The following is a 25,707-nucleotide window of genomic DNA, read 5'->3' on the forward strand; positions in this document are numbered from 1 at the left end:
AGCAAGAGTCAATGAAAAAAGCAGAAGAAACAATGAATGGACAATCAACGCGAAGGGCGAATGCGGCTCTGCTATCGCATTTAAAAGTCAGCTACTGTCATTTCAACATTTTTGTCATACTGAATTAGCTATTGATTACATGTCTGTTAGCAGTTATCACTTGACAATACCTGAGATTATGCAGGCTATGGCTGAATATTCGGAAGGATTGCAAACGGGTACAAGCCAATTCTCTAGAATGCTAAATTTTGTAAAACGAGGGTCGGAGTCGAAGGGCTACCTAAGGTTTTGTGCCGATCGTGGTAGCAGAACAATCGAGGAGTTTTTTAAAGACCTAGATTTTATTATCGAGGAATATCCTAATTGGTTTAAGATGGCAGAGAAAGGCATCAACAGTCGCGGCCAAGCGGGCAAGAAAGGGAAACTGAACATTCAATTCTTACTCAACATACCTGCGTCAGATCGCCGAAATGCGGTTTATAGGGCCAGCCAGTGGTTATTCGATAAAGCAAAAGTATACAAGACCAATGCTGAGCAAAAAAATTTACTTTCGAATAACACAGACGATAAAAAACTAGAGCTGGCGCATAGAAAAAGTGCAGCATCTCAGATTGGCCGTGCGTTGCAGTATTTTAGAGCAGGACTGATACAAACAATCAGTTTTTATCAATCTCCACGCAGCGCAAACTGGACTGAATTGAAATTTTACCCTAATGCGACATCACAGAACAAAAACTATGCAAGTATAACATATCATCGTCAGCGTAACCGATTCCAACTATATATCCCATGTTTTGGTACATCGATGGTTAGTGACGATAACACAAAGTACAGATATCTTAAAAACGCAAATGCAAAAAATAGCGTGGATGTTGATGTTGAGTTACCAGAACAGCTTACCCCGCTGATCAAAGAGTATTTGAACATAAGGCGCAGCTATATTGAGTTTGATCTCATGACCTTTGCGGGCGTTCAGTCAATTGACGATATTGATATCTTTTTCCCTTGGCGTAGCATTCGACAAAGCCAAGTAAACAACGAGGAAAACCTTAAAATAAGAAGTAAATATATAGAAGTATCATCAAAACTGTCAGATAATTTCAAATCACTGACATATCAGGCCTATCTGATGACGATGCCTCATGATAAACAACATGGTATCAACATTCATGCGTTAAGACACCTTGTTGCAGAAACGCATCTCGAGGAACATCCTGGTGATTTTATTGGTGCAGCAGCGAAGCTCAATGATGACGTGGAGCAAATAATTAAGACCTACGGTGATAAGGATAGAGCTAAAGCGATGCGCAGAGTATCTGACAATGAAACGCTGGACTTCTCATTTACGTTATAATAAGCAGTAGAGAATATTTATACAGTTCTAGTTATCACCTGACACCGACCTAAAATCGGTGTCTTGTTTACGCTACTTTCGTGCGCCCTTCCTTTGGTATCAATATCAGAGCCTTCCACCGTACTGCATCCATCCCCCCTCCCTGATTACCAGCCCGCTCCTACGCACCCTCTAAAGCTCAATGAGCTCACCTGGGGAGTGGTCATACATCTAAATCCAATTGGAACTTGACGAAGTTCAAAACAATCAAATGTAAGTGTATGATTTTTCATGAAAGTGTTGTAACTACTGATGTAGTTAAAGCATCCAATTTAACTGAATAAACTGATGTGATTTTATACATAGATCCATTTGTGGGTAGGATAGAGATGGCAAGAATCCTGATGACTCGCGCCCTTGACGACAACGGCCATATAGTTGATGTCAAAGAGGTTGTGAGTGGAAAAGCATGCAATTGCACATGCATCGGTTGCCAGGGGGCTGTCTGGGCAATGAAAGGGCAAGTTAAAGCCCATTATTTCTCTCATGAGCCTAATTCAGTCGAACAGAATGCCTGTACCTGGAAGCCGGAAACGGAAATACATATCCTAGCTAAAGAGGTTTTAGCAACGGATAGGCTGTTGTTACTGCCTATTGGAACTATAAATCCAATACATCAAAATATATCCTTTGATGAGATGGTATGTGAGGTTTATGAGGGCAGAGTTATACCTGATGTTATTGGGTTTATCGAGGGAGAGAAGGTTCTCATCGAAGTTGCAGTTACGCACTTTTGTGATCGAGGAAAAATTAAAGAATTAAAAAGGGTGAATGCAACCTGCGTTGAGCTTGACCTTAGTGGATTTCGTGTGAAAGGAGAGATAATCTCAAAAGAAGAGATTAGAGATTATCTTAAAAAGTGCCCTAAAAAATGGGTGTCTGTAGCTCCTGTTGGCAACTTCTCCGAAATGATTTACTCCCATAATAGACAACAATTATTATCTTTACAGCATCAGTATTCATCTTTGAGTTCAAAGCATGATGCAGAGGTTAAGAGGCTTAATGCAGAATACAACGCGATAAAAAATACGAGTCAATCTGAGCTAAGTGATATGCAGCGAGTAATTCAACAATCTCGGCATGCAGAAGGCAAGGCTAACGCAATTTTAAAAAGATGGGAGAGAGTATTAAATGAAAAAGAGTCGTCCATTTTAGAGGCACAGGAAAAGATAATCCTATTGGAAGACCAATACAGAAGCTTCGAAATAGAATTGAAAGACCGCCTCTATCATATACAAGATGAAATTACTCAAAAGCAAGACCTACTAAGCGACCTTCTCAATTTAGATGAACTTAAGGCAGAGTTTTATTCACAGGTTGATGATGTAAATATAACCATTAAAGCCAAAGAGGCTCAGCTTGATGCTAATGAAGTCGAAATACGCAGGCGTTCAGCTTCCTTAGATTTAATACAGAAAAATTTAAATGATAGCCTCATCTCACTACAAGCACGAGAAGATGCCTTAACAGAAAAATCCAAAGACTTGGCAAACATCGTGGATATTAAATCAAGAGAGCTGGCTAAAGTAATGTTTGAGCAGTTGCTAAAAGAAAAGTCAAATGAGATTAAAACACTGGAAGAAAAAGAAAGGAAAGCAAGAAAAGATATTGATGATTTAAGAAGAAAATATAGTTCATTTATCAAAATTCCATGATTTTCATATACAGGTCGTGCAGACATGGTTCTCACCTGAAAACCGCATTCTATTCAACGACAGACTGATAGCACCTGACCTCAAGAGCACGCCACATAGCGTACAAGTTCTATGGGTCTGCAAGAATGTAGTTCCTCTACCTGCCACGTAACTACAAATAGTTATTATTTACTGAATTATGTGATCGTAGATCCTCTACATCGTAATTCAATGTGATATAAATCACTGTCGTGAGTGGATTTATTTGATGCGTAGCAAGAATTAAACAATGAATAAAGGATTGTTAACATTGCTTGATATTGGTCAAATGCGTATTTCTTAAATGCCTGCAAAGCTAACCATCTAGGGACACAATGGATGGTTGATGCTATGTCGGGTCACAAACAAGAATTTCTAATTTCCAGACGGGGCTTTTTGCTCGGCGCTAGCGCCTTAGCAGCTTCGTCAATCTTCACTCCCAATGCTATTACCATGGCAATGGCCAAGGCTGGCATGGTGTATCGACCCGGTGAGGGGGAATGGCTTCCCTCCACCTGCAATGGCTGCACCTCATTTTGTGCCAAGCAGGTTTATATGCTCGATGGCAGAGCACTGCATATCAGGGGCAATGAGCACTCCAAGGTGCATGGTAAATCCAGCTGCCCAAGACAATACCTCGCCCTGCAAGAACTCTATGATGCCGACAGGCTCAAGACTCCGCTACTACGTACCAACCCCCAGAAAGGTCGGGGCATAGACCCTGGCTTCAAGCCCATCTCTTGGCCAGAGGCGATCAACCTCATCGCTGACAAGTTGATGGAGTTAAGGGCCAATGATGAAACCCATCGCTATGTTGCATTGCGGGGCCGTTACTCGGAATTGAGCGATGTCTTGATCAAGAACTTTACCGCAGTGCTGGGATCGCCCAACGCGATCACCCATAGCTCCCTCTGCGCAGAAGCCGACAAGTTCTCCAGTTTCTTTACCGAAGGGGACTGGGGATATCGCCAATACGACATCCAAGACACCCGCTATATCCTTTCCTTCGGTGTCGATCCGCTCAGCGCCAATCGTCAGGTCTCCTACTACAGCTCTGCCTGGGGAGACATGTTGGACAAGGCTCAGGTTGCCATTGTAGACCCTCGCTATTCATCCTCTGCTGCCAAAGCGGATGAGTGGCTGCCCGTTATTCCAGGACAAGATGGCGCCCTTGCATTGGCACTGGCCCATGTGATCTTGACCGAAGGCCTCTGGCATAAACCATTCGTTGGTGACTTCACCGACCCTGAGCAGCGCTTTGTCACCGGGCAGCCAGTGAGCGCAGAGCTTTTCGCCGAGCGTCATACCCATGGTCTGGTGCAATGGTGGAATCTAGAACTGAAAGATCGGACACCCGAGTGGGCAGCACCAATATGCGGAATCCCTGTTGAGAAAATTCGCCGGTTGGCGCACAAGCTTGGGGATGCGGCTCCCAGAGTCCAGATTTGGCGCTCCAGAGGCATCCAGATGCAACAACGCGGTGCTTACATTGGGCTTGCCTGCCACGCATTGAATGGCTTGCTCGGTGCCGTTGATAGCAAAGGTGGAGTCCTGCAATACAACAAGACCTTCCTGACTGATTTTGCGTCTGGCAAAGAGTATGCGGATGAGATCGCCAAGCATGGCCTCAAGAAGGAGAAGATCGACAGAGTGGGTCGCTTGGAATGGCCCGCATTGAAAAAAGGGGAGAGTGGTGCCGGTGTCATGACCAACGTGGTGGCAGACAGCATTCTGGAAGAAGACCCCTACCTTCCCAAGGTATTACTGGGCTATTTCAATAACTTTGCCTTCTCGGCCCCCGGTGCCGGTCGTTGGGAAAAGGCGCTGGCGAAAGTCCCCTTCGTGGCTCACGTTTCGACCCACGTCAGCGAATTCAGCTGGTTCTCCGACCTGCTGTTACCCGCTCCCCATTTCATGTTTGAACGATGGGGCATTCAGAGCACCTCGGGTAACCGCCACTCTCAGGTTTCAATCACAACACCGCTAGTTACTTCGCTCGGCAATGACATTGGGGATGAGACTGGCCTCCCTTGGCTGTTAGCAGAGGCTCTGGCCAAGCGTGGCTATGATGCCCCGCTGCGCTATTTCCAGGAGCAATTCAAAGACCCTGAAACCGGAAAGAGCCCCGCCAATCACGCAGAGCTGGGGTTGTTTGCCACCAAGTTGATGACGCAACCACTGTGGGATCCTGCGCAATATACCAATGGTGATCGCTTTGACGGCTGGGAGCACTTCAAGAAGATCGGAGTCTGGAACTCATCGCCATACTCTTTCGAATCTCGCTGGAGCAAGATGAAAACAGCAACTCACAAGTTCGAGTTCTACAGCGAAACCCTAAAAGTCGCACTGGAAACTCATGCCAGTAAGCATGGCAAGTCGGTCAATGAGGTGATGAATGCGTGTCACTACACCGCCGAAGGTGAACTTGCCTATGTTCCCCACTACGAGCCGCCATTCCGATTCGGCGATGTCGAGGCCTATCCCATGTTGTTTGTCGATCACAAGTCGCGCCTGAACCGGGAAGGCCGTTCGGCAAATACCACCTGGTATCAGCGCAACCGGGATTTGGATCCAGGGGAGAAGAAAAATAAAGACGTGGTGAAGATCAACCCGCTTGATGCCAAGTCATTGGGGTTGAGCGAGGGAGATCTCGTCAAACTCACCACCGTACAGGGCAGCATTACCTGTGAAGCGACATTGTTTGAGGGTGTCCGGCCAGGCACGGTTGCCAAGGCCTTTGGTCAAGGGCACTGGGCCTATGGACGAACTGCCGCATTGGAATTTGGCAAGCTGCCACGAGGTGGCAATAACAACGACATCCTACCGCCAGCTCACGAGCATTTGTCGGGGTCTGCTGCATATTACGGGGCGATTGGTGTCCGGGTTGAGAAGGTGTAGGTAAGGAGACAAGTCAATGCGTTATGGAATGGTAATTGACCAACAGAAATGTGTTGGTTGCAGTGGCTGTGTCTTCGCTTGCAAAGCGGAAAACAACACCACACCCGATATTAACTGGTGCGACAAGATCATCAAGTCCGAAGGGGTCTTCCCTGATGTGAGATTTGAGTACATCTCCACCATGTGCAACCACTGTGACAATGCGCCCTGTGTCAACGGCTGCCCTACCAAAGCCATGCATAAGGGCGAAGGGGGACTGACACTCCACGACCCCGACAAGTGTATTGGCTGCAAGGCCTGCATGGTGAATTGCCCATACGGTGTCATCAGCTTCAACTGGAATAAACCCCACGAAGAGTGGCAGCGGCTAGATGGGGTGTTGCCTGCTGGCACCTACACCCCCAAGACCATGCTGGAAGCATCTGGAGGTGAGGGATGTCCCAACAGTAACCCCGAGCGTGGCAACACCTATCCAGTATTGCGGCATCGTGGCAAGGTGGAGAAATGCACCTTCTGTGACCACCGTCTGAAAGTGGGGCTCAATCCTGCTTGTGTCGATGCCTGTCCGTCACATGCTCGGGTTGTGGGCGATTTGGATGACCCTAACAGTGAGGTATCTGTCCTGATCCGCCAATTTGATGGCAAACCGTTGAGAGCTGAATTAGGCACTCAGGCCAAGGTTTTCTATATCAGACAATACACACCAACCCGCCGGGTATAGGGAGGCGCTATGACTAATACATCCAGGATGACCCTGTTACTGGCGGTGGCTGGCTGTCTTTTCGGTGGTTTTTTCGCTATTGAAGAGTGGTTTTTCCACTCTTCATTCAAAACCAACGACAGCATGATCTGGACGCTGCCGCTGATCACCTACATTTTTCTGGCATTGATGAGCACGGGGGCATCCATCTTGCTCGCGTTGGCTGAGATATTGGATGATGACTGGCTGAAACAGAACAAGAGGCAGTTGCTGCTCACCGCCATAGCCCTGTTGCTGGGAGCGTTCACTGCACTGGCGACAGAGATGGGGTCACCCTTTAGCATCATCTGGTTGGTCTTGTCCCCGAACGTGATGTCCCCTATCTGGTGGATGGGAACACTCTATTCCATTGAGCTGGTGTTGTTACTGCTTAAGTTCTTGGCTGAATGGAAGGGAGTACACCTTGCGAAAGGCCGTATGTTGGCCTGGAGTACCTTGGTCATTGCCTGTCTGGCCTCGCTGACATTAGGGTCGGTGTTTGGCACTGTCGTGGCCAGAGCCGCATTTTCAGGGGCGCAGTCAGCGCTGTTTACCCTTGTCTGCGCCATGGTCAGTGGGGTCTCCATTATCGGCTTGCTGCAAGTAACCCGCGCATTCAATCCACGCTTATGGGGTATTTGGCGGCTTGCAGTGATAGCCCAGATTATCCTGCTCTCTGTACTCTGGGTTTACAGCATCAGAAACAGCGGTGTGGGAAACGGTATGTGGGTACAGGGCTGGCTGCCACTCGGTTTTGTCATCGCCTTGGCGCTGTCATTCATGAATGTGAAAGTGGCCATGCTGGTGACCTTGCTCTGGTCTTTCCTGGCTGAGGTTGCCTTTGTGACCAGCGGACAGTTGGTGTCTCTTGGGCCAAAATCGACCTGGTTTGGTGCTGTACAACACTATGTTCCTAACCTGGCCGAGATCGGTATTCTGATCTTGGGGATTTCAATGGCTGCGTTGTTGTTCCAGCTGATGGGGTTGTTCATCAACACACGCTCATCAATAGCCAAGTAATTTTCCCGTGTAAAAAAGGGCCTTCTGTTTCAGAAGGCCCTTTGTCATTTATGCAAACAGCAGTTGGGTCAGATAACCCATCATGACGGCCATCCCCAGTATTACGGTCAGGAACGCCACAATCATAGGTGTTCTGAACATCGACTTGAGCAGGATCACCTCGGTCAGGCTGGCCCCCGCACTACCGATAATCAGTGCCATCACCGCCCCCATGCCCATTCCTTTGCCCAGCAATACCGATGCCAGAGGGATAACGGCTTCTGCCCGGATATAGAGTGGAATACCCACAACTGCGCTGAATGGGATCGCCAGCGGGTTGTCTACCCCGGCGTGGGCCGCTATCCACTCGGCGGGGATGAAACCATAGATAAATGACCCTATCAGCACCCCCAGCAACAAGTAAGGCAGCACTTCTTTGAATTGTTGCCAGGCATCGATACGCGCTTTGGCGAAGGCCGTGGGAATGACTGGGGCCTGGGTCAGTGCCGCAGTGCCATCTGCGCAGCAAGAGACAGTTGGCGCGGCCTCATCGGGTTGCGCAGTACAGCAAGATGCCTGAGCTTTTAGCGGTTTGACGGACTTGATAGCATTGCTTGAGCAGCAGGCTGTTGCACTCACACTTGCAGGTTCTTGTGTAGTGGTGTCACAACCGGTGCCACAGCTGCTTTGCTTGGCCTCTTTGGGGTCAATGACATGACGCTCAAACCCCAGCATGTCCAGCAGCATACTCGCCAGTACAGAAACGCCTGCTGCAATCACGGCATACAGTACCGTCACTTTCCAGCCGAAAGTGGCCCACATCAAGCCGATGATGATCGGGTTGAGCAGCGGCGAGACAAACAGGAAGGTCAGGGTTGGCCCAAAACCGGCTTTGGCAGACAAGAGTCCGCGCAGCATAGGAATGGTTGAGCAACTGCAAAAAGGGGTCAATGCCCCCAGTACCGCAGAAATCAAATAGCCTCTGCCTTTTCGTGCCCCCAGCATGGCTTGAATCTTGGCGTCGGGTATCTTCTGGCGGATCAAGCTGACCCCGGCACTGATCACCAGGAACAGTACAGAGAGCTCAAAGGCCAGGAACAAAAACATCTGAGATGCATCTGTCAGCATGGTTAACCAATCATTCATCTTCATATCCTCTTTGATTTACTACATTTCCAGAATAATCGAACAATTGGGGTGGTCAAGATATTTCTGGTATTATCGAAATATGTTTCATCAAGGAGAGCGAGCTATGGAGTTGGAAGAGGTTGCCAAGGCATTGAAAGAGCTGGGTCATCCGACCCGTTTGTTCATTTTCAAGCATTTGGTCAAGGCGGGAGAACAGGGCCTGCCTGTCGGAGAGTTGCAAAAGCAGCTCGCCATTCCCGCATCGACCCTGAGCCACCACATTGCCGCACTGGTCTCGGTGGGTCTGGTCAAGCAGAACCGGGAGAGCCGTACTCTGCTGTGCGTCTCTCAATACGAAGTGCTGGAAGAGATCATCGCGTTTTTCCGTGAAGAGTGTTGTGTAAACAGCACCTGTACCTAAATAAATCAATGGCAAGGTCTGGGTGGGTTGATCATTTCAACTATTCTTGTATAGTTGTACTCATGAAATGAATGAAGAGGTTCAAATGAATAAAGATACAGCCACTAAAGTCTTCGAGTCTCTCGCATCCGGTATCCGCCTCGATGTATGGCGTCTGCTGGTCAAGGCAGGGCTGGAGGGTATGGTCGCTGGCCAGCTTGCCAGTGAACTGGATATCGCCCCGAACACTCTTTCATTCCATCTGAAAGCCATGCTGCATGCAGGCCTTGTCTCGGTGGAGCAAGAGGGCCGTTTCTTGCGTTACCGCGCCAATATTCCCCTGATGCTCGACTTGATCGGTTACCTCACCGAAGAGTGCTGCTATGGCAATCCAGAGCAGTGCTCGGATATGCGCAGCGCGGCCAATTGTACCCCTGAGGTGCTCCCCCCCGTTCATACCTGCACCAACAAGGAAAGTTGCTCATCATGAATATCTTGTTCCTATGCACAGGCAACTCTTGCCGTTCCATTCTGGCAGAGGCGACCTTTAACCACCTGGCTCCAACCGGTTGGCATGCCATGAGTGCCGGTAGTCAGCCAACCGGTGAGGTACATCCTCGTTCACTGGCGTTATTGACCCACGAAGGTATCGACATCAGCGGATTGCACAGCAAATCTTGGCATGAGCTGCCGGTGACGCCAGATGTTGTGATCAGTGTGTGTGGTAACGCGGCCAATGAAACCTGTCCTGTCTATTTGGGGCCTGTATTGCGAGCCCACTGGGGCGTAGATGATCCCGCTCATGTGACCGGCAGCGAGGAGCAGATAGCGCTCGCCTTTCACTGTGCATACTCGACGCTGAGAAAGCGTATCGAAGCCCTCTTGTCGCAGGATGTATCCCGTTTTTCCAATGATCGCGAGGGGCTGAAAGCAGCTCTGGATACGATTGCCACCGAGATTAAGTGAGGAAGAAATCATGAGACTGATACAGGTATTCGACCCTGCCCTGTGCTGCTCCAGCGGTGTATGTGGCGCAGATGTTGACCAAAATCTGGTGATCTTTGCTGGTGATGCCGAGTGGCTCAAGCAGCAGGGTGGCTCTTTATACCGATTCAACCTGGCACAACAGCCTCTGGTCTTCGCTGAAACCCCGGCAGTATCTTCCTTCTTGGAACTGACAGGGGAAGAAGGATTACCGGTGACGCTGGTTGATGGTCAGGTGGTACTCACTGGTCGTTATCCCAGCCGCGCTGAGCTGATCCGCTATGCAGGACTGGAGTTGCCGAAAGCACCAGAAAGCGATGGTGCCGACGTTGAACAGCCAGAAGCTGAGTCCAACAAAGCCGGGGCCATCAAAGGGATCGTCAAGAGTGGATGCTGCTCCGGTAGCAGTGGTTGCTGCTAAGCACCATCGTGTGGTTGGAAAGATCTCTGTTTGCTTTATGGCCTCGTTCTTCCTGATAGGAGTCTCTCATGTCCCCGTTTCTGAACTACTCGTTTCTCAATGATTCGCCCCCATTTCTCTTCTTCACCGGTAAAGGTGGGGTGGGTAAAACATCGCTGGCCTGTGCCAGTGCGGTTGCCTTGTGTGACAGTGGCAAACGGGTACTGCTGGTCAGCACGGATCCGGCTTCAAACGTAGGCCAAGTGTTCGACACCCAGATAGGGAACCAGATCACCAGGATCCCGCAAGTCGATGGGTTATCAGCACTGGAGATTGACCCGCAAGCCGCCGCGCAAGCCTATCGCGAACGTATCGTTGGCCCAGTGCGCGGCAAGCTGCCCGAAAGCGTGGTACGCAGTATTGAAGAACAGCTCTCCGGTGCCTGCACCACAGAGATCGCCGCCTTTGACGAGTTCACTGCGCTCTTGACCGACAGCAGCCTGGTGGGGGAATACGACCACATCGTGTTCGATACGGCACCGACCGGTCACACCATCCGTCTGTTGCAATTGCCGGGGGCATGGAGCGAGTTTCTGGAGCAGGGCAAAGGCGATGCTTCCTGTCTGGGGCCATTGGCTGGACTGGAAAAGCAGCGCAGCCAATATGCTGAGGCCGTTGCAGCACTCTCTGATGCCGGGAAAACACGGCTGATCCTGGTCGCCCGCGCGCAAGCCTCGACCCTGCGGGAAGTGGCACGTACCCATGACGAACTGGCGACCATCGGTCTTGCCAATCAGCAACTGGTTATCAATGGCATCTTCCCGCAAAGCGAGCTGGTTGATGATCCCTTGGCAACAGCCGTATGGCAACGTGAGCAGCAGGCTATGGCTGATATGCCAGCGCTGCTGGCAAGTTTGCCACAAGACAGAGTGCCGCTGTTAGCGACCAATCTGGTGGGCGTGGACAGCCTGCGCCAGTTACTGGGTGCAGCATCGGTCACTGGGACTTATGAGGTTGAGAGCGCAACCACTGAACCACACCCCGGATTGAAGCAACTGGTCGATGAGCTGGCCAGCGATGGCCACGGGCTCATCATGCTGATGGGCAAGGGCGGTGTGGGTAAAACTACCCTGGCTGCGGCAGTGGCGGTGGAGCTTGCTAGTCGAGGCCTGCCGGTTCACCTGACCACCTCAGATCCCGCCGCCCATTTGGGGGAGACACTGGCAGGGGCACTGCCCAGCCTGGAGGTCAGCCGTATCGATCCCCACGCCGAGACCGAGCGTTACCGTGCTCAGGTGCTGGCTACCAAGGGGGCGAGTCTGGATGCCCAGGGTCGCGCACTGCTGGAAGAAGATTTGCGTTCCCCCTGCACCGAAGAGATTGCCGTGTTTCAGGCCTTCTCGCGGATCATTCGCGAGGCTGGCAAGCGCTTCGTGGTGATGGATACGGCGCCCACTGGCCATACCCTCTTGCTGCTTGATGCGACTGGTGCCTATCACAGAGAGATCGCCCGTCAGATGGGTGGCAAAGGGCTGCACTTCACCACCCCCATGATGCAGCTGCAAGACCCGAAACAGACCAAGGTGATGATCGTCACCCTGCCCGAGCCCACCCCGGTACAGGAGGCGGCCAACTTACAAGCTGACCTGCGCCGCGCCGGTATCGAGCCATGGGCCTGGGTAGTCAATCACATGTTGGCCCCGGCCAGTGTCACCTCGCCACTGCTGGCCCAGCGAGCGTATCGCCAGCAGCCCCATATCGAAGCGGTCAAGCAGGAGCATGCCAAGCGTTATGCCGTGGTGCCCTTGCAAGCTGTCGAGCCGGTGGGCGTGAAAGCGCTGCAAGATTTATGTCACCCCATCTACAAGGAGATGTGAGATGCAACGTCCGTTCAATGTGCTCTTCCTTTGCACCGGCAATTCGGCCCGCAGCATCATGGCGGAGGCGCTACTCAACCGGCTCGGTCAGGGCAACTTCAAGGCGTTTAGTGCTGGCGTCTCCCCGAAAGGGGAGATACACCCACTGACCCTTGAATTGCTGGCGCAACACAATCTGGACACCAGCACCCTGCGCAGTAAAGGCTGGGAAGAATTTGCCCACCCAGATGCCCCCAAGATGGATTTTATCCTGACGGTATGTGACCAGGCGGCAGGCGAGCAGTGCCCGGCATGGCCGGGGCAGCCCATCACCGGCCATTGGGGCTTTAGTGACCCGGCTGCCGTGACAGAGAGTGATGCGGCGCAATGGGCGGCGTTCAACAAGGCTTATCACGAAATCGGCAACCGACTGCGGATCTTTCTGAGCCTGCCACTGAACAAACTGGATCGCATCTCGCTGCAACAAGCGATGCGTACCATCAACCTATCTTCACCCACCTAACGTTCTCAATGAGACATGGAGTCGCTGTTTATCATGCACCCGTTTGACATCCTGAACCTGGATAATGGCGCCCGCCTTATCTTCACCCCCTGCCCTGGCACCAAGGAGGCTTCCTTGCAAGCCTCCCTCAAGACCCTGCAAGCCGCAGGGGCAGATGCGGTGGTCACCATGATGCCCGATGCCGAGCTTAGCGAATTCAAGGCCGATAGCTTGCCCGCAGAGTGCGCCGCGTTGGGGCTGGCCTGGTTCCAGCTGCCGGTAGAGGACGATTGTGCCCCCGAAGCGCCCTTTGCCGCTGCCTTTGCCAACCACAAGGCAGATCTGCTGGCGCGTCTGGCGGCGGGTCAGACCCTGGCCATTCATTGCCGTGGCGGCTCGGGTCGTACCGGGCTGATGGCGGCCATCTTGCTGCTGGAGGCGGGCTACGCCCCCACACAGGTCAAGTCGCTTGTGCAAGGGCTGCGCCCTAAGGCGCTGACCCTGGCGCCCCACGTTCACTACCTCAATACCCACTACTCATTCGCCGGTTAAGGAAAACAGCATGACTATCAAAGTTGGTATCAACGGTTTTGGCCGCATGGGCCGTCTCTCATTTCGCGCCGCCTTCGACTGGGCGGATGTGGAGTTTGTGCGCATCAATGACCCGGCTGGCGATGCCGCCTCTCTGGCACACCTCATCACCTTCGATTCAGTCCATGGCCGCTGGCATCATGAAGCCAGCAGCGATGGGGACGAGATGGTGATCGGTAACCATCGCATCCTCTGCACTCGCAACAAAGAGATCGGTCAGACTGACTGGTCTGATTGTGATGTGGTGATCGAGGCTTCCGGCAAGATGAAAACCAAGGCCCTGCTCAATGCTTATCTAGCGCAAGGGGTGAAGCGTGTTGTGGTGACAGCTCCGGTCAAGGAAGAAGGTGTCCTGAACGTCGTCATGGGAGTCAACCACCACCTCTACGACAAGGCGCAGCATCCCATAGTGACGGCTGCCTCCTGTACCACCAACTGCCTGGCGCCAGTGGTGAAGGTGATCCATGAGCAGCTCGGCATCAAGCACGGCTCCATGACCACCATTCATGACATCACCAACACCCAGACCATTCTGGATGCCCCCCATGCTGACCTGCGCCGTGCCCGCGCCTGCGGCCTGAGCCTGATCCCCACCACCACGGGTTCTGCCACCGCCATCACCCATATCTTCCCCGAGCTCAAGGGCAAGCTGAACGGTCATGCGGTGCGGGTGCCGCTCGCCAACGCCTCCCTCACCGACTGCGTGTTCGAGGTGAACCGCCCTACTACCGAAGCCGAAGTCAATGACTTGCTCAAGGCTGCCGCTATGAGTGAGCTCAAGGGGATCATGGGCTATGAAGAGCGCCCCTTGGTGTCGGTGGATTACAAGACGGATCCGCGCTCCTGCACCATAGATGCACTCTCCACCATGGTGGTCAACGACACCCAGGTGAAGATTTACGCTTGGTATGACAACGAGTGGGGCTATGCCAACCGCACCGCCGAGCTGATGCGCATGGTCGGTCAAATGGACAAGGCGCAAGGATAACCCCGCCATGGAACTGACCCGACTCTCCCCCGAGATCCGCCAGTATCTGCTGGTGACCGGCAACTACTGGGCCTTCACCCTGACCGATGGCGCTCTGCGCATGTTGGTGGTGCTCTACTTCCATGGGCTCGGTTACAGCCCGCTGGCCATCGCCTCCCTGTTTCTCTTTTACGAGATCTTCGGGGTGGTGACCAATCTGGTGGGGGGCTGGCTCGGGGCTCGCCTTGGGCTCAACCGCACCATGAACATAGGGCTGGCCCTCCAGGTGCTGGCACTGGGCATGTTGCTGGTGCCACCGCTCTGGCTGACGGTGCCCTGGGTGATGGGGGCGCAGGCGCTTTCGGGGATAGCCAAAGACCTCAACAAGATGAGCGCCAAAAGCTCCATCAAGTTGCTGGTGCCGGGGGAGGCCCAGGGTCAGCTCTACAAGTGGGTGGCACTCCTCACCGGCTCGAAGAATGCCCTGAAAGGGATGGGCTTTTTCCTCGGTGGCGCCCTGTTGACCCTGCTCGGGTTTCAGGGGGCCGTGCTGGTTATGGCCCTGGCGTTGGCGCTGGTGTGGTGCGTCAGCATGCTGACCCTGAAACGGGATCTCGGCAAAGCCAAGAACAAGCCCAAGTTCAGCGAAATCTTCTCCAAGAGCCGCGCCATCAATTACCTGTCGGCGGCCCGTCTGTTCCTGTTTGGTGCCCGTGATGTCTGGTTTGTGGTGGCGTTGCCTGTCTACCTCGCCTCCAGCTTTGGCTGGGATCACTGGTATGTGGGGGGATTCCTGGCGCTCTGGATCATTGCTTATGGCGTGGTTCAGACCCAGGCGCCCCGCTTTACCGGCAAGCGAGAGGGACGTGTACCCGATGACAAGGCTGCGATGCGTTGGGCGCTAGTGTTGGCACTGACCCCGGCCCTGATTGCCCTGGCGCTCCACTATGAGGTGCATCCGGCCATCAGCCTGGTGGGCGGCTTGATGGTGTTTGGCGCTCTGTTTGCCATCAACTCCTCCCTGCACAGCTACCTCATCGTCAGCTATGCCGGTGCAGATGGGGTATCGCTCGATGTGGGCTTCTACTACATGGCCAATGCCCTGGGGCGCCTGCTAGGCACCCTGCTCTCCGGGCTGGTGTTCCAGCTCTATGGTCTCGAGGCCTGCCTCTGGATCTCCACCCTCTTTATCCTGCTGGCGGCGTTTATCTCCATTGGTTTGCCACGCCATCAGCCTTCCACTTCATCCAACCCTCATGGAGTCTCGTGATGAGTACAACAGCCTGCTGCGATCTGCCCGTCAGCAAAAAAATGAGTTTTCTCGATCGCAATCTCACCCTCTGGATCTTCGTCGCCATGGCCATCGGGGTGGGAATTGGTTACCTGTTCCCCCAGGTGGCTCAGTGGAACGAGGCGGTGTCGGTCGGCACCACCAATATCCCGCTGGCCATAGGCCTCATCCTGATGATGTATCCGCCGCTCGCCAAGGTGAACTACGGCACCATGGGCGCCATGACACGCGACCGTCAGGCGATTACCCTCTCATTGGTAATGAACTGGTTGGTTGGCCCCACCCTGATGTTCGTCATCGCCCTGACATTCTTGCATGATTACCCCGACTACATGGTTGGTCTTATCTTGATTGGCCTGGCTCGTTGTATCGCCATGGTGTTGGTGTGGAACGATCTCGGTGGTGGCAACAAGGAATACGGCGCAGGCCTGGTGGCGCTCAACAGCGGTTTCCAGATCCTCACCTACAGCTTTATGGCCTGGCTGTTCATTACAGTGCTGCCCCCGCTGTTTGGTTTGCAGGGTTTCGCGGTGGATATCACCATGCTGGATATCGCAGAAAGCGTACTGATCTATCTTGGCATTCCCTTCCTGGCAGGTTTTCTGAGCCGTCATTACCTGGTCAAGGCCAAGGGGGAGAAGTGGTACACCGAGCGCTTCATCCCGGCCATTTCCCCCATTACCTTGATCGCCTTGCTGGCCACTATCGTGCTGATGTTCAGCCTCAAGGGCGAGATGATCGTTGAGCTGCCGATGGATGTACTGCGGGTTGCTGTGCCTCTGGTGGTATATTTCGTGCTGATGTTCTTCACCAGCTTCCTGGTGGGCAAGAAGCTGGGTATTCCCTATGACAAGAACGCCTCCATCGCCTTTACTGCGACCGGCAACAACTTCGAGCTGGCCATCGCGGTCTCCATCGCGGTATTCGGCCTGAACTCGGATCAGGCCTTCGCCGGTGTGATAGGCCCGCTGGTTGAAGTGCCCGTGCTGATCGCCCTGGTCAACGTGGCCCTGCGCATGAAGCGCAACTATGGCAAAGCGGAGGCGCAAGCATGAGTGACCCCAAGATCACCATTTACCACAACCCGGCCTGTGGCACCTCTCGCAATACGCTGGCACTTATCCGCAACTCAGGGGTTGAGCCGACCGTCATCCACTATCTGGAGACGCCGCCGAGCCGCGAGATCCTGGTCGCGCTTATTGCCGCCATGGGGATATCGGTGCGCGACCTGTTGCGCAAAAACGTGCCGCCTTTTGAGGCGCTTGGACTGGCCGAGGAGAGATTCAGCGACGACCAGCTGATCGATGCCATGCTGGCTCATCCCATCCTGATCAACCGTCCCATCGTGGTGACCCCGCTTGGCACCAAGCTGTGCCGTCCGTCAGAGGCGGTGTTGGATATCCTGCCGAGCCCTCAGCAAGGGGCCTTTACCAAGGAGGATGGGGAGCAGGTGGTGGATGCCCAAGGAAAACGCATCAAGTGACCCAGCCAACCGGTGCGCCGCCTTGCCTGATGACGGCATGGCAACAGCATGAACATGAGATCTATGGGTGGCTACTCAAGCAATCTGGCAGCCCGATGGATGCAGATGATCTGCTACAAGAGACCTTCTTGCGAGCAATCCGCCAGCAGGGCAAGTTCTGCGCCATCGAGAATGCCAGGGCTTGGCTGTTTGAAGTCGCCAGACATCTGGTGATTGATAGAAGCCGGCGACAACGCCCGATGTTTCAACTACATGACGAGCTGGCAATGCAGCAGAGTGAGCTTGATGCGGTCGATTCATTGGCTGGCTGCTTGCCTAGAGTGCTGGAGAGGCTGGCCCAGGCTGACCGGGATATTCTCAAGCGCTGCGATTTGGAAGGCGTGAAGCAGGCGGATTATGCCGCCCAATACGGTCTGACCCTCACCGCCACCAAGTCGCGTTTATTGCGAGCCAGGCAACGCTTGCGTCAGCAGCTCTCTCTGGACTGTCAGGTCAGGCTGGATGAGACGGGTCGGGTGTGTTGCTTCACTCCGGCTGCGAAGTAAGCCATGACCCATGTTCAGTAAAAAGGCCAAGGTTTTCACCTTGGCCTTTTCTTTATTTGTTCTTGGCTTCGGACAGGTACTCATCCAAGGTTTCTTGGTTGGCTGCTTTAATGGTCATGCCATTGGGGCCTGCCCCGATATTGCTGAACTGTTTTGCCGGTTCGCCATGTTGCTTGAACTCTTCCAGCTCTGGCGAGCCTTCTTTAAAGACCCATAGCCGCCCATCTTCCACTTCGGTGACAAAACCGGGCAGGTTGAATTCGCTCGCAAAGGCGGCGGTGCTAAGCAGACTAAAGCCCAGCAGGGCGGCGGAAGCGACGATTTTTTTCATGTTCATCTATCCATGTTGATTGATTAATTCTTATTAATCATCGCTGGGAAGTATGACGAGAATATGACAATACCTGAGTCAGGTTGACGTGGTTCAGAAAATTGAAGTGCATCCTTTTCGCTGCTTGCGCGTCTTCCTCGTGACGTGCTGCGCTCGTCTGATGAGGATATGAAGATCGCTGTTCGATATGAGGGCTGGGCAACCACGCCTTGAGGTTCGTGAGTCAATAATCAGGATCGTATGATGAGTTCTTTCGACATCCAGAAAGCCAAAGATGATGCAGTCGAGTGGGCATTAACCCACGGTGTAGCCTTTAAAGAGTCGCTGTATTCTGCTGTGCATACCCCATTTACCCTGGCGCCGACACCGATCAGCCAACGGGACTACCAGCATTTGAAAAGTGCGGCACAGACCTTAAGCAAACTGATTTATGCCGTCTCAGAGGATCATGGCTTTTTACATGATGCCATTCATCCCATTACGGCGGGCGATCCCTTCTTTTCAGCCCTGCTCAGCATGCACCAACAGATACACTCATCAGCCACCAAGCCACCCCGGCTGCCATTACTCATCATGCGCAGCGACTTTATGGACGACCAGCGCGATGGCCACAAGCTGATCGAGTTCAATGGTATCGCCGCAGGTATGGGGCCATTTGGTCAGCGGATACATGAACTGCACCGCTATCTGCAACGGCAATGGCCTGCTGCGTACATGCAAGAGCCGCATCAGGCAATGGGTGAACTTGTCAGTAATCATGCCATTGAAGGATTGTCAGCAGGCATTGCCGAGGCCACCTTCAAGATCAAGCGTGAGTTTGGCGACCCCGGCCCGGCAAGGTTTCTGATGATTGTGCAGGAACATGAAAACAATGTGTTTGATCAACACCTGCTTGAGCTGGCACTCCAGCGCAAAGGGATTGAGACGCAGCGCAGAACCTTTCGTGAACTTCATAATCAACTGAGCACGGGCGCTAACAACAGACTGCTCCTCGATGGTGTCGGCTCCCTCGATACCGTCTACCTGCGGGCCGGATACCAATATTCAGATTATGAGGCGACAGACCTCAAAGAGCAGAGATGTTGCCAGGCGCTGATGGCGACCCGTGTGGTGATTGAGCGACATAGAGTCGCCGTCAATGCCACGGTCGCCCAGCAATTGGCGACCAGCAAGCGAGTACAAATGCTGCTGTCACGTTTGGGAGAAGAGGGATTCGCTGCATTTGGCTTGACCCCGCAAGAGGCTGACACGGTAAGAGGCGTGTTGGGTGAAATGCATCCTGTGACCCCTGATAGCCTCCACTTTGTAAAAGCTGCGCCCTCCAATAGTTGGGTACTTAAAAACCAAGGAGAAGGAGGTGGGCATTGTCTGTTTGGGGCAGACATCCTGGCAAAATTAGAAACACTGGAGCCCCGGCAATATCAGGCTTGGTCACTAATGGGCCGATTACATCCCGTTCCCAGACCGATGTCAGCCTGGATAGTACGCAAAGGAGAGCTGCATCGGGTGACGGACTTGATCAGTGAACTAGGCATGTTCACCGTTCAGATAGATGGCAATCCTGGTTGCGCCGAGCAGAGCTTTGCTGGATACCTGATCCGTAGCAAATCAGCCGGATCGACAGAAGGGGGCGTTCATAGCGGGCAAGGCGTCCTTGATTCATTGGTATTCAGTGATTGATGAAGGGGCTGGGGGCGAACCATGAGATCGCGGCGTTAGCAAAAAACAAAAGATATGAGCATCTTTTGCGGACATGCCACGTCTTCTGGATAACACCGATGTTGATGGAGTCATTATGTTTCAGATTTTCACCGACCTAGCCAGCTGGCTGGTCTACGAGCAATTGGGCCTGAGCCCGCAAACCAAGCTGGGGGATGCGCTGCATTTCTTCGTGGAGGATGTGAGCAAGATCTTTGCCCTGCTGCTGGTCATGATTTACATCGTGGCCATGTTGCGGGCCTCCCTGAATGTTGAACGGGTGAGGGACTATTTGGCGGGCAAGCACAGAGGGTTGGGCTATCTTCTTGGCTCCGGCTTTGGTGCCATTACTCCCTTCTGCTCCTGTTCGAGTATCCCTGTGTTCCTCGGCTTCACCTCAGCCGGTATCCCGCTAGGGATTACCATGGCCTTTCTCATCACCTCACCGCTCATCAACGAAGTGGCCGTCTTGTTGCTGGTCAGTCTGCTGGGCTGGAAGTTCACCCTGATTTACGTGGTAGTTGGCATGGCGGTTGGCATGCTGGGTGGGGCGTTTTTGGACAAGATAAAGGCCGAGCGTTGGCTGGCTGATTTTGCCGCTGAGGCCCTCAAGCAGGGGCAGCATCAGCAAGGTGATATCGTCCAGCAGCATACCGATGCCCCGAGCCTCTCGCTGGCCAAGCGTCATGCCTTTGCTAAAGATGAAACCCTCACCATCTTCAAACGGGTATGGATCTGGGTCATTGTCGGTGTGGGGCTTGGTGCCGCGCTTCATGGCTTTGTGCCTGATGGCTGGATTGCCTCACATCTTGGAGCAGGCCAATGGTGGTCAGTGCCTGTGGCGGTTCTCATCGGCATTCCCCTCTACTCCAACGCCACCGCAGTGATCCCGGTGATGGAGAGCTTGATTGTCAATGGGCTGCCGATTGGGACGACACTGGCATTTTGTATGAGCACAGTAGCGGCCAGTTTTCCTGAATTTATTCTGCTCAAACAAGTGATGAAGTGGCAGTTACTGGGCACCTTGCTGCTGGTGCTACTGGTTTCCTTCACGTTGGTTGGGTGGGTGTTTAACTTCGTATCGCCGTTAATTTCTTGATGAGGAATATGAGATGAAAAATGTAAAAGTGCTCGGCATCGGCTGCGCCAACTGCAAGAACACTGTTCAACTTATCCAGCAGGTGGTGGATGAGCTTGGTGTGTCAATTCAGCTTGAGAAGGTGGAGTCATTGCCCGAGATAATGAAGTACAAGGTGATGTCTACGCCAGCAGTCGTCATCGATGACAAGGTAGTACATGCCGGTGGGATACCTGCCAGAGAGGCGGTGCAAAGCTGGTTCTGATACACGCAGGGGCAGGTTATCCCGCCCCTGCTACTAAATTACCTCAGCAACAGCAGAGAGGCTTTGGTCGTTTTCAGTATCCCCGCTGTCGTGCTTCCCACAATGAACTGCCTGATCCGTGAGTGACCGTAAGCCCCCATCACTATAAGGTTGCAACCCACCTCTACCGCATGCTGGCAAACCACTGGCACCACATCCCCTTGCAGCAGTATTGCTTCAACCCTGATACCAGCTCAAGACCTATTTGGCTTGTGCATGCGGGCGTTTGGGCTCGTCACTTGCTGACCATCACCCAGTCACATTCCAGCCCCTTGAGTTTCGGGCGGCATAGTGCATGAAAGCCCAACAGTACCACCACAATGGAATTCTTATGGGTGTGCATGGCGTTTTCGATAATTATCGTTCTGTCAGGTATAATAAGGAAGGTGCGAATAAGTCATATGGCACGAGAGCATTTACTGGTAACCCATTGATATTAAATGACTAAAATTTTCATTTTTGTTCGTGGGATACTTGTTCACTTTCCCAAGCGCTCTTCAATAGGTTTATTACTAATTTGTAATTTTTGTGACAGCTTCATGTAATGACTCAGAGTTTATAGTTAGTCACGTAACTTGAGTCATAATTAAATGAGGTGGTTTATGAATATTAAAATTGGTGCATTAATGGCATGTACGCTGGTCGTCGGAAGCTTCTCCGCTTTTGCTCAGGCTCCGGTGCCTTATAACGTTCGTGCTGGGCACAACATTATATATATGGATTGGAGTGCCAACGCACTTAGTACCGACACTGTAAGTGTATCTACCCTGGATGACACTAAACTGGGTACTGTAATGGCTACTCCTGGGAAGACAAAGCAACTGCAACTCCCCATGGGCAAAAGTATCAACACAGTCAAAGTCAGCTACAACGGTGATGTCCATGTGATTGCACTTCAGCATGGAATGGGTAGTGGGCGAAACAGATAAAGCAAATAAAATCATGCGCTTAACGTAAGTTTGGCGCATTTCTTTCTACGCATTGAGAAAAATGACAGTATTGTAATTGTACATTGATTTCTATAATGAGCATCATCACACATCACAGCTGTGATGAAATGGAGGCGCTTATGAATGATGTTCATAGTAAAAATGGATTTAATCCTTCTATCTCAAGAAGAAAGTTTGTTCAAGGGATTGCTGCTGGCGGAGTTGTGGCATCGATTCCTATGTCAATTAACGCTAAAGAAGAACTGCCGCAAAAGGTTTACAGCTCAGTTTTAAGTGGAACAGTAATCGATCTGGTAGTTGAAGAAGTTGTTGTCAACTTTACTGGAAGTACAAGAATTGCCACGGTTGTCAATCGCTCCATACCTGCACCGACATTACGCTTAAAGGAAGGCGATGAGGTTACTCTTCGTGTTACCAATAAGCTCAGTGAGCCTACCTCTATTCATTGGCATGGTATAATACTCCCATTTGAAATGGATGGCGTACCTGGTATTAGTTTCAATGGTATTAAACCAGGAGAGACATTCACATATAAATTCACGTTGGAACAGTCCGGTACATATTGGTATCACTCTCACTCTGGTTCTCAAGAACAGACGGGAATGTATGGCGCTTTAATTATAGAGCCAAAAGAAGGCGAGATTATATCAGCCGATAGAGATTATGTTGTTCTCTTGTCAGACTGGACAGATGAGCACCCGATGCGAATTTTATCAAAATTGAAATCGCAAAGTGATTACTATAATTTTAATCAGCCTACAGCTATCGACTTCATTAATGATGTCAGCAACAGTGGATTAAAAGTTGCCTTCACCAAACGCCAGATGTGGAATGAAATGAGAATGAATTCTACAGATTTGGCTGACTTATCCTCCGCAACTTTAACCTATCTAATGAATGGGACAACCCCTAATGGAAATTGGACTGGTGTCTTTAATAAAGGTGAGAAGATCAGACTTAGATTTATAAATGGTGCTGGAGGGTCTTTTTACGATGTCAGAATTCCAGGCATAAAAATGACGGTTGTACAAACCGATGGTGTTGATATTGAACCTATAGACGTAGATGAGTTTCGTTTCGGCCCTGGTGAAACTTACGATGTCATTGTTCAACCCATCGATAACGCCCATACGATTTTCGCACAGTCGATGGATCGTACTGGTTTTGCCCGAGGTACGTTGTCGACGGCGATTGGCCTTTCAGCTCCGATTCCTACTGTAGACAAACCTGAGCCTCTTTCAATGGAAGATATGATGGGCTCCATGGACGGAATGGATCACGGCTCCATGGCAGGTATGGATCATGGCTCAATGCCTGGTATGGCATCAGGTGCAATGCCAGCGATGGATCATAGCTCTATGGCAGGTATGGATCATGGCTCAATGCCTGGCATGGCATCGGGGGCAATGCCAGCGATGGATCATAGCTCTATGGCAGGTATGGATCATGGCTCAATGCCTGGCATGGCATCGGGGGCAATGCCAACGATGGATCATAGCTCCATGGCTGGTATGAGTAATGCTACACCGCCAAGCAAGGTTAGGCATGCCAGTACAGAGTTTGGGCCCAGTGTTGATGCGAGGGTAGATACACCAAGACGCAATCTGAATGACCCTGGTGTAGGGCTACGTAATAATGGGAGAAGAGTGCTTACGTTAGCAGACCTGAAAACTAAAGGTGGGCCCATAGATCCAAGACCAGCAGAACGCGAAATTGAACTTCATTTGACTGGAAATATGGAACGCTATACATGGTCGTTTGATGGCGTTGAGTTCGGTAAATCAACACCAATTCATTTTAATTATGGAGAAAGAGTTAGAATTACTCTCCACAATGACACCATGATGACCCATCCCATGCATTTACATGGTATGTGGAGTGAACTTGAGAATGAAGATGGCTCCTTTTTGGCAAGAAAGCACACAATACCTGTGCAGCCAGCACAACGAATTAGTTTTCTTGTGACCGCTGATGCCATTGGCCGTTGGGCTTGGCACTGTCATATTATGTTCCATATGGATGCTGGAATGTTCCGTGAAGTAGTGGTTTCTTGAGGAAATAAATAATGCTAATTCAAAGTATAGTAAAAAATGGAATATGGTTGATCAGCCTTGGGTTATTTGCTTCTCTTTCTTTTTCTGAGGAGTCAAAAGATGCTGTTAGCGGCTATCACCCTGATTTAACCGCATCTGAGGATAGCGAACAAAGAAGCCCTGATGAATATTCTGATGGACTCACACTTAGTTCAGGCCCAAGCCTTTTTGAAGGCAGAGAGCAGCTTTCCTTAGCAGATGAACATACCTTTTCTTCTCTGTTAATTGACAGGCTTGAATATTCAAATGGACGAGAGGAAAATTATGCTTCCTACAAAGCCCTTGCTTGGGTAGGGAAAGACTATCAAAAAATATGGTTTAAATCTGAAGGTGAATATAAAAATTCATTACAGGATACAGAAAACCAAGTTCTTTATGGGTATGCTACATCTGCATACTGGGACATCCTTTTTGGAGCAAGATATGATACATATCAATCTAGAAGCGATAAAGGATGGCTTGCCCTTGGCCTACAAGGATTAGCGCCATATTGGTTTGAGGTTGACTCCTCTTTATTTGTAGATCAGCATGGTCTAATGCTTTTAAGCCTAGAGGCGGAATATGACCTCTTACTTACTCAGAAATTGATACTACAGCCCCAAGCTGCAATGAATATTTACAGTAAAGATAATGATGATATGTCTGTTGGGCGAGGTATCTCAGACATCAGCACTGGCTTGCGGTTACGTTATGAAATAAGTAGGCAGTTTGCTCCTTACATAGGCGTTGAATGGAAAACTCTCGCTGGCAATACATACGATCTAGCAAAAGATCATGGGGAGAGTACATCTGATACGAGATTTATTGCAGGTGCCAGATTCTGGTTCTGATTACATAAGGAAGGTAATGTATGAAATTCAAAATGATTACTGCTGCTGTGATAGTAATTTCTACGGGTGTGATGGCTTCTGAGCAAGGTCATGACATGAACTCAATGAAGAATGGCATGAACCATGACATGAGTTCAATGAAGGGGAATCCAGCTCCTATGGGGCATGACATGGGGAGTATGGCTGGTTCCCCTGGTGTTGCCAAAGATGTGTCTAGAACCATTGACGTATCTATGGATGACACCATGCGGTTTACACCGAAAACGATATCGGTCAAACAAGGTGAAACAATCCGATTCTTTATAAAGAATAATGGAAAACTACCACATGAGTTCGTTCTCGGAACAACCTCAGAGCTCAAAGAGCATGCGGGAATGATGCAACAAATGCAAGGTATGCAGATGAAACATAGCATGCCAAACATGATCTCTCTTGCACCCAGTCAGAAGAGTGCAGTGCTATGGAAATTTGATAAAGCAGGTACAGTATCATTTGCTTGTCTTGTACCTGGGCATATGGAAGCTGGTATGGTTGGAGAGGTTGTCGTTAAATAAGAGGCTATCTGAGCCTATAT

At 51.2% G+C, this 25,707-nt stretch carries 27 protein-coding genes; 24 read left to right on the forward strand and 3 right to left on the reverse strand.

Annotation, left to right across the window (positions count from 1 at the left end; genetic code table 11):
- The 5 genes from ACWPWQ_RS20495 to ACWPWQ_RS20515 all read left to right on the forward strand — a co-directional run.
- On the forward strand, nt 1-1,354 hold a 1,354-nt coding region (locus ACWPWQ_RS20495), incomplete at its 5' end, for a hypothetical protein (RefSeq protein WP_454010643.1).
- Between the two features lie 368 nt (nt 1,355-1,722).
- Nucleotides 1,723-3,048, forward strand: a complete 1,326-nt coding sequence (locus ACWPWQ_RS20500) for a hypothetical protein (protein ID WP_454010644.1) — start codon at nt 1,723-1,725, stop codon at nt 3,046-3,048.
- A 357-nt stretch (nt 3,049-3,405) separates the two neighbouring features.
- Nucleotides 3,406-5,964 carry a molybdopterin-dependent oxidoreductase gene (locus ACWPWQ_RS20505; RefSeq protein WP_252410983.1) on the forward strand — a complete coding sequence of 853 codons (2,559 nt, stop codon included), beginning with the start codon at nt 3,406-3,408 and terminating at the stop codon, nt 5,962-5,964.
- A gap of 16 nt (nt 5,965-5,980) precedes the next feature.
- The gene (locus ACWPWQ_RS20510; protein ID WP_005303823.1) at nt 5,981-6,685 is read left to right on the forward strand and encodes a 4Fe-4S dicluster domain-containing protein; all 705 of its coding nucleotides are present in this window, start codon (nt 5,981-5,983) and stop codon (nt 6,683-6,685) included.
- A gap of 9 nt (nt 6,686-6,694) precedes the next feature.
- Nucleotides 6,695-7,723 carry a polysulfide reductase NrfD gene (locus ACWPWQ_RS20515; RefSeq protein WP_005303825.1) on the forward strand — a complete coding sequence of 343 codons (1,029 nt, stop codon included), beginning with the start codon at nt 6,695-6,697 and terminating at the stop codon, nt 7,721-7,723.
- A 48-nt stretch (nt 7,724-7,771) separates the two neighbouring features.
- Here the strand turns inward: ACWPWQ_RS20515 and ACWPWQ_RS20520 are convergent, their stop codons facing one another.
- Complete coding sequence (locus tag ACWPWQ_RS20520; protein ID WP_005303827.1) at nt 7,772-8,848, reverse strand: permease; 1,077 nt, start codon at nt 8,846-8,848, stop codon at nt 7,772-7,774.
- A gap of 106 nt (nt 8,849-8,954) precedes the next feature.
- Here ACWPWQ_RS20520 and ACWPWQ_RS20525 point away from each other — a divergent pair, with 106 nt between their 5' ends.
- From ACWPWQ_RS20525 to ACWPWQ_RS20580, 12 genes are all read left to right on the forward strand, one after another.
- Nucleotides 8,955-9,251: an ArsR/SmtB family transcription factor gene (locus tag ACWPWQ_RS20525; protein ID WP_005303829.1), complete on the forward strand. Its 297-nt coding sequence runs from the start codon at nt 8,955-8,957 to the stop codon at nt 9,249-9,251.
- A gap of 85 nt (nt 9,252-9,336) precedes the next feature.
- Nucleotides 9,337-9,720 (forward strand): ArsR/SmtB family transcription factor, encoded by a 384-nt coding sequence (locus ACWPWQ_RS20530; RefSeq protein WP_005303831.1) that lies wholly within the window; start codon nt 9,337-9,339, stop codon nt 9,718-9,720.
- Nucleotides 9,717-10,196, forward strand: coding sequence for an arsenate reductase ArsC (locus ACWPWQ_RS20535; RefSeq protein WP_005303833.1), 480 nt, complete (start codon nt 9,717-9,719; stop codon nt 10,194-10,196). The genes ACWPWQ_RS20530 and ACWPWQ_RS20535 overlap by 4 nt, the downstream gene beginning before the upstream one ends.
- A gap of 10 nt (nt 10,197-10,206) precedes the next feature.
- On the forward strand, nt 10,207-10,635 hold the full coding sequence (gene arsD / locus ACWPWQ_RS20540; protein ID WP_005303835.1) for an arsenite efflux transporter metallochaperone ArsD: 429 nt from the start codon (nt 10,207-10,209) through the stop codon (nt 10,633-10,635).
- Between the two features lie 68 nt (nt 10,636-10,703).
- Nucleotides 10,704-12,491, forward strand: coding sequence for an arsenical pump-driving ATPase (gene arsA, locus ACWPWQ_RS20545; RefSeq protein ID WP_005303837.1), 1,788 nt, complete (start codon nt 10,704-10,706; stop codon nt 12,489-12,491).
- Nucleotide 12,492: 1 nt separating this feature from the next.
- Entirely contained in the window at nt 12,493-12,993 is a 501-nt protein-coding gene (locus tag ACWPWQ_RS20550) for an arsenate reductase ArsC (RefSeq protein ID WP_043163174.1), read from the forward strand.
- A 33-nt stretch (nt 12,994-13,026) separates the two neighbouring features.
- On the forward strand, nt 13,027-13,524 hold the full coding sequence (locus ACWPWQ_RS20555; protein WP_224480018.1) for a phosphatase domain-containing protein: 498 nt from the start codon (nt 13,027-13,029) through the stop codon (nt 13,522-13,524).
- A 10-nt stretch (nt 13,525-13,534) separates the two neighbouring features.
- Nucleotides 13,535-14,551 (forward strand): ArsJ-associated glyceraldehyde-3-phosphate dehydrogenase, encoded by a 1,017-nt coding sequence (locus ACWPWQ_RS20560; RefSeq protein ID WP_005303842.1) that lies wholly within the window; start codon nt 13,535-13,537, stop codon nt 14,549-14,551.
- A gap of 7 nt (nt 14,552-14,558) precedes the next feature.
- On the forward strand, nt 14,559-15,800 hold the full coding sequence (gene arsJ, locus ACWPWQ_RS20565) for an organoarsenical effux MFS transporter ArsJ (RefSeq protein WP_160839371.1): 1,242 nt from the start codon (nt 14,559-14,561) through the stop codon (nt 15,798-15,800).
- Complete coding sequence (arsB, locus tag ACWPWQ_RS20570; RefSeq protein ID WP_005303846.1) at nt 15,800-16,876, forward strand: ACR3 family arsenite efflux transporter; 1,077 nt, start codon at nt 15,800-15,802, stop codon at nt 16,874-16,876. The genes arsJ and arsB overlap by 1 nt, the downstream gene beginning before the upstream one ends.
- Complete coding sequence (arsC, locus tag ACWPWQ_RS20575; RefSeq protein WP_043163175.1) at nt 16,873-17,304, forward strand: glutaredoxin-dependent arsenate reductase; 432 nt, start codon at nt 16,873-16,875, stop codon at nt 17,302-17,304. The genes arsB and arsC overlap by 4 nt, the downstream gene beginning before the upstream one ends.
- Nucleotides 17,301-17,849: a sigma-70 family RNA polymerase sigma factor gene (locus ACWPWQ_RS20580; protein WP_252410986.1), complete on the forward strand. Its 549-nt coding sequence runs from the start codon at nt 17,301-17,303 to the stop codon at nt 17,847-17,849. Before arsC ends, ACWPWQ_RS20580 begins: the two co-directional genes overlap by 4 nt.
- 52 nt (nt 17,850-17,901) lie before the next feature.
- Here the strand turns inward: ACWPWQ_RS20580 and ACWPWQ_RS20585 are convergent, their stop codons facing one another.
- Nucleotides 17,902-18,180, reverse strand: a complete 279-nt coding sequence (locus ACWPWQ_RS20585) for a hypothetical protein (RefSeq protein ID WP_005303852.1) — start codon at nt 18,178-18,180, stop codon at nt 17,902-17,904.
- 243 nt (nt 18,181-18,423) lie between these two features.
- Between ACWPWQ_RS20585 and ACWPWQ_RS20590 the strand changes: the two genes are divergently transcribed.
- The 3 genes from ACWPWQ_RS20590 (at nt 18,424) to ACWPWQ_RS20600 (ending at nt 21,221) form a co-directional block, all read left to right on the forward strand.
- Entirely contained in the window at nt 18,424-19,860 is a 1,437-nt protein-coding gene (locus tag ACWPWQ_RS20590) for a glutathione synthase (protein WP_005303854.1), read from the forward strand.
- Nucleotides 19,861-19,975: 115 nt separating this feature from the next.
- Nucleotides 19,976-20,977 carry a permease gene (locus ACWPWQ_RS20595; RefSeq protein WP_005303856.1) on the forward strand — a complete coding sequence of 334 codons (1,002 nt, stop codon included), beginning with the start codon at nt 19,976-19,978 and terminating at the stop codon, nt 20,975-20,977.
- A 13-nt stretch (nt 20,978-20,990) separates the two neighbouring features.
- Nucleotides 20,991-21,221 carry a thioredoxin family protein gene (locus ACWPWQ_RS20600; protein ID WP_005303858.1) on the forward strand — a complete coding sequence of 77 codons (231 nt, stop codon included), beginning with the start codon at nt 20,991-20,993 and terminating at the stop codon, nt 21,219-21,221.
- A 38-nt stretch (nt 21,222-21,259) separates the two neighbouring features.
- Here the strand turns inward: ACWPWQ_RS20600 and ACWPWQ_RS20605 are convergent, their stop codons facing one another.
- Nucleotides 21,260-21,448, reverse strand: coding sequence for a universal stress protein (locus ACWPWQ_RS20605; RefSeq protein ID WP_197026282.1), 189 nt, complete (start codon nt 21,446-21,448; stop codon nt 21,260-21,262).
- A gap of 414 nt (nt 21,449-21,862) precedes the next feature.
- Between ACWPWQ_RS20605 and ACWPWQ_RS20610 the strand changes: the two genes are divergently transcribed.
- The 4 genes from ACWPWQ_RS20610 (at nt 21,863) to ACWPWQ_RS20625 (ending at nt 25,687) form a co-directional block, all read left to right on the forward strand.
- A complete protein-coding gene (locus tag ACWPWQ_RS20610) occupies nt 21,863-22,189 on the forward strand; it encodes a hypothetical protein (RefSeq protein WP_017778717.1) in 327 nt (108 codons plus the stop codon).
- Between the two features lie 95 nt (nt 22,190-22,284).
- Nucleotides 22,285-24,264 carry a copper resistance system multicopper oxidase gene (locus ACWPWQ_RS20615; RefSeq protein ID WP_426010981.1) on the forward strand — a complete coding sequence of 660 codons (1,980 nt, stop codon included), beginning with the start codon at nt 22,285-22,287 and terminating at the stop codon, nt 24,262-24,264.
- 11 nt (nt 24,265-24,275) lie between these two features.
- Nucleotides 24,276-25,133, forward strand: coding sequence for a copper resistance protein B (locus ACWPWQ_RS20620; RefSeq protein ID WP_005303868.1), 858 nt, complete (start codon nt 24,276-24,278; stop codon nt 25,131-25,133).
- 20 nt (nt 25,134-25,153) lie between these two features.
- The gene (locus tag ACWPWQ_RS20625; RefSeq protein ID WP_087756363.1) at nt 25,154-25,687 is read left to right on the forward strand and encodes a cupredoxin family protein; all 534 of its coding nucleotides are present in this window, start codon (nt 25,154-25,156) and stop codon (nt 25,685-25,687) included.
- Nucleotides 25,688-25,707 lie beyond the last annotated feature (20 nt).

The organism is Aeromonas sp. Marseille-Q7275 (assembly GCF_965119515.1).

Bases quoted from the DNA above. Each gene is read 5' to 3' on its own strand.
- ACWPWQ_RS20500 (WP_454010644.1), top strand. From the start codon at position 1,723: ATGGCAAGAATCCTGATGACTCGCGCCCTTGACGACAACGGCCATATA.
- ACWPWQ_RS20505 (WP_252410983.1), top strand. From the start codon at position 3,406: ATGGTTGATGCTATGTCGGGTCACAAACAAGAATTTCTAATTTCCAGA.
- ACWPWQ_RS20510 (WP_005303823.1), top strand. From the start codon at position 5,981: ATGCGTTATGGAATGGTAATTGACCAACAGAAATGTGTTGGTTGCAGT.
- ACWPWQ_RS20515 (WP_005303825.1), top strand. From the start codon at position 6,695: ATGACTAATACATCCAGGATGACCCTGTTACTGGCGGTGGCTGGCTGT.
- ACWPWQ_RS20520 (WP_005303827.1), bottom strand. From the start codon at position 8,848: ATGAATGATTGGTTAACCATGCTGACAGATGCATCTCAGATGTTTTTG.
- ACWPWQ_RS20525 (WP_005303829.1), top strand. From the start codon at position 8,955: ATGGAGTTGGAAGAGGTTGCCAAGGCATTGAAAGAGCTGGGTCATCCG.
- ACWPWQ_RS20530 (WP_005303831.1), top strand. From the start codon at position 9,337: ATGAATAAAGATACAGCCACTAAAGTCTTCGAGTCTCTCGCATCCGGT.
- ACWPWQ_RS20535 (WP_005303833.1), top strand. From the start codon at position 9,717: ATGAATATCTTGTTCCTATGCACAGGCAACTCTTGCCGTTCCATTCTG.
- arsD (WP_005303835.1), top strand. From the start codon at position 10,207: ATGAGACTGATACAGGTATTCGACCCTGCCCTGTGCTGCTCCAGCGGT.
- arsA (WP_005303837.1), top strand. From the start codon at position 10,704: ATGTCCCCGTTTCTGAACTACTCGTTTCTCAATGATTCGCCCCCATTT.
- ACWPWQ_RS20550 (WP_043163174.1), top strand. From the start codon at position 12,493: ATGCAACGTCCGTTCAATGTGCTCTTCCTTTGCACCGGCAATTCGGCC.
- ACWPWQ_RS20555 (WP_224480018.1), top strand. From the start codon at position 13,027: ATGCACCCGTTTGACATCCTGAACCTGGATAATGGCGCCCGCCTTATC.
- ACWPWQ_RS20560 (WP_005303842.1), top strand. From the start codon at position 13,535: ATGACTATCAAAGTTGGTATCAACGGTTTTGGCCGCATGGGCCGTCTC.
- arsJ (WP_160839371.1), top strand. From the start codon at position 14,559: ATGGAACTGACCCGACTCTCCCCCGAGATCCGCCAGTATCTGCTGGTG.
- arsB (WP_005303846.1), top strand. From the start codon at position 15,800: ATGAGTACAACAGCCTGCTGCGATCTGCCCGTCAGCAAAAAAATGAGT.
- arsC (WP_043163175.1), top strand. From the start codon at position 16,873: ATGAGTGACCCCAAGATCACCATTTACCACAACCCGGCCTGTGGCACC.
- ACWPWQ_RS20585 (WP_005303852.1), bottom strand. From the start codon at position 18,180: ATGAAAAAAATCGTCGCTTCCGCCGCCCTGCTGGGCTTTAGTCTGCTT.
- ACWPWQ_RS20590 (WP_005303854.1), top strand. From the start codon at position 18,424: ATGAGTTCTTTCGACATCCAGAAAGCCAAAGATGATGCAGTCGAGTGG.
- ACWPWQ_RS20595 (WP_005303856.1), top strand. From the start codon at position 19,976: ATGTTTCAGATTTTCACCGACCTAGCCAGCTGGCTGGTCTACGAGCAA.
- ACWPWQ_RS20600 (WP_005303858.1), top strand. From the start codon at position 20,991: ATGAAAAATGTAAAAGTGCTCGGCATCGGCTGCGCCAACTGCAAGAAC.
- ACWPWQ_RS20610 (WP_017778717.1), top strand. From the start codon at position 21,863: ATGAATATTAAAATTGGTGCATTAATGGCATGTACGCTGGTCGTCGGA.
- ACWPWQ_RS20615 (WP_426010981.1), top strand. From the start codon at position 22,285: ATGAGCATCATCACACATCACAGCTGTGATGAAATGGAGGCGCTTATG.
- ACWPWQ_RS20620 (WP_005303868.1), top strand. From the start codon at position 24,276: ATGCTAATTCAAAGTATAGTAAAAAATGGAATATGGTTGATCAGCCTT.
- ACWPWQ_RS20625 (WP_087756363.1), top strand. From the start codon at position 25,154: ATGAAATTCAAAATGATTACTGCTGCTGTGATAGTAATTTCTACGGGT.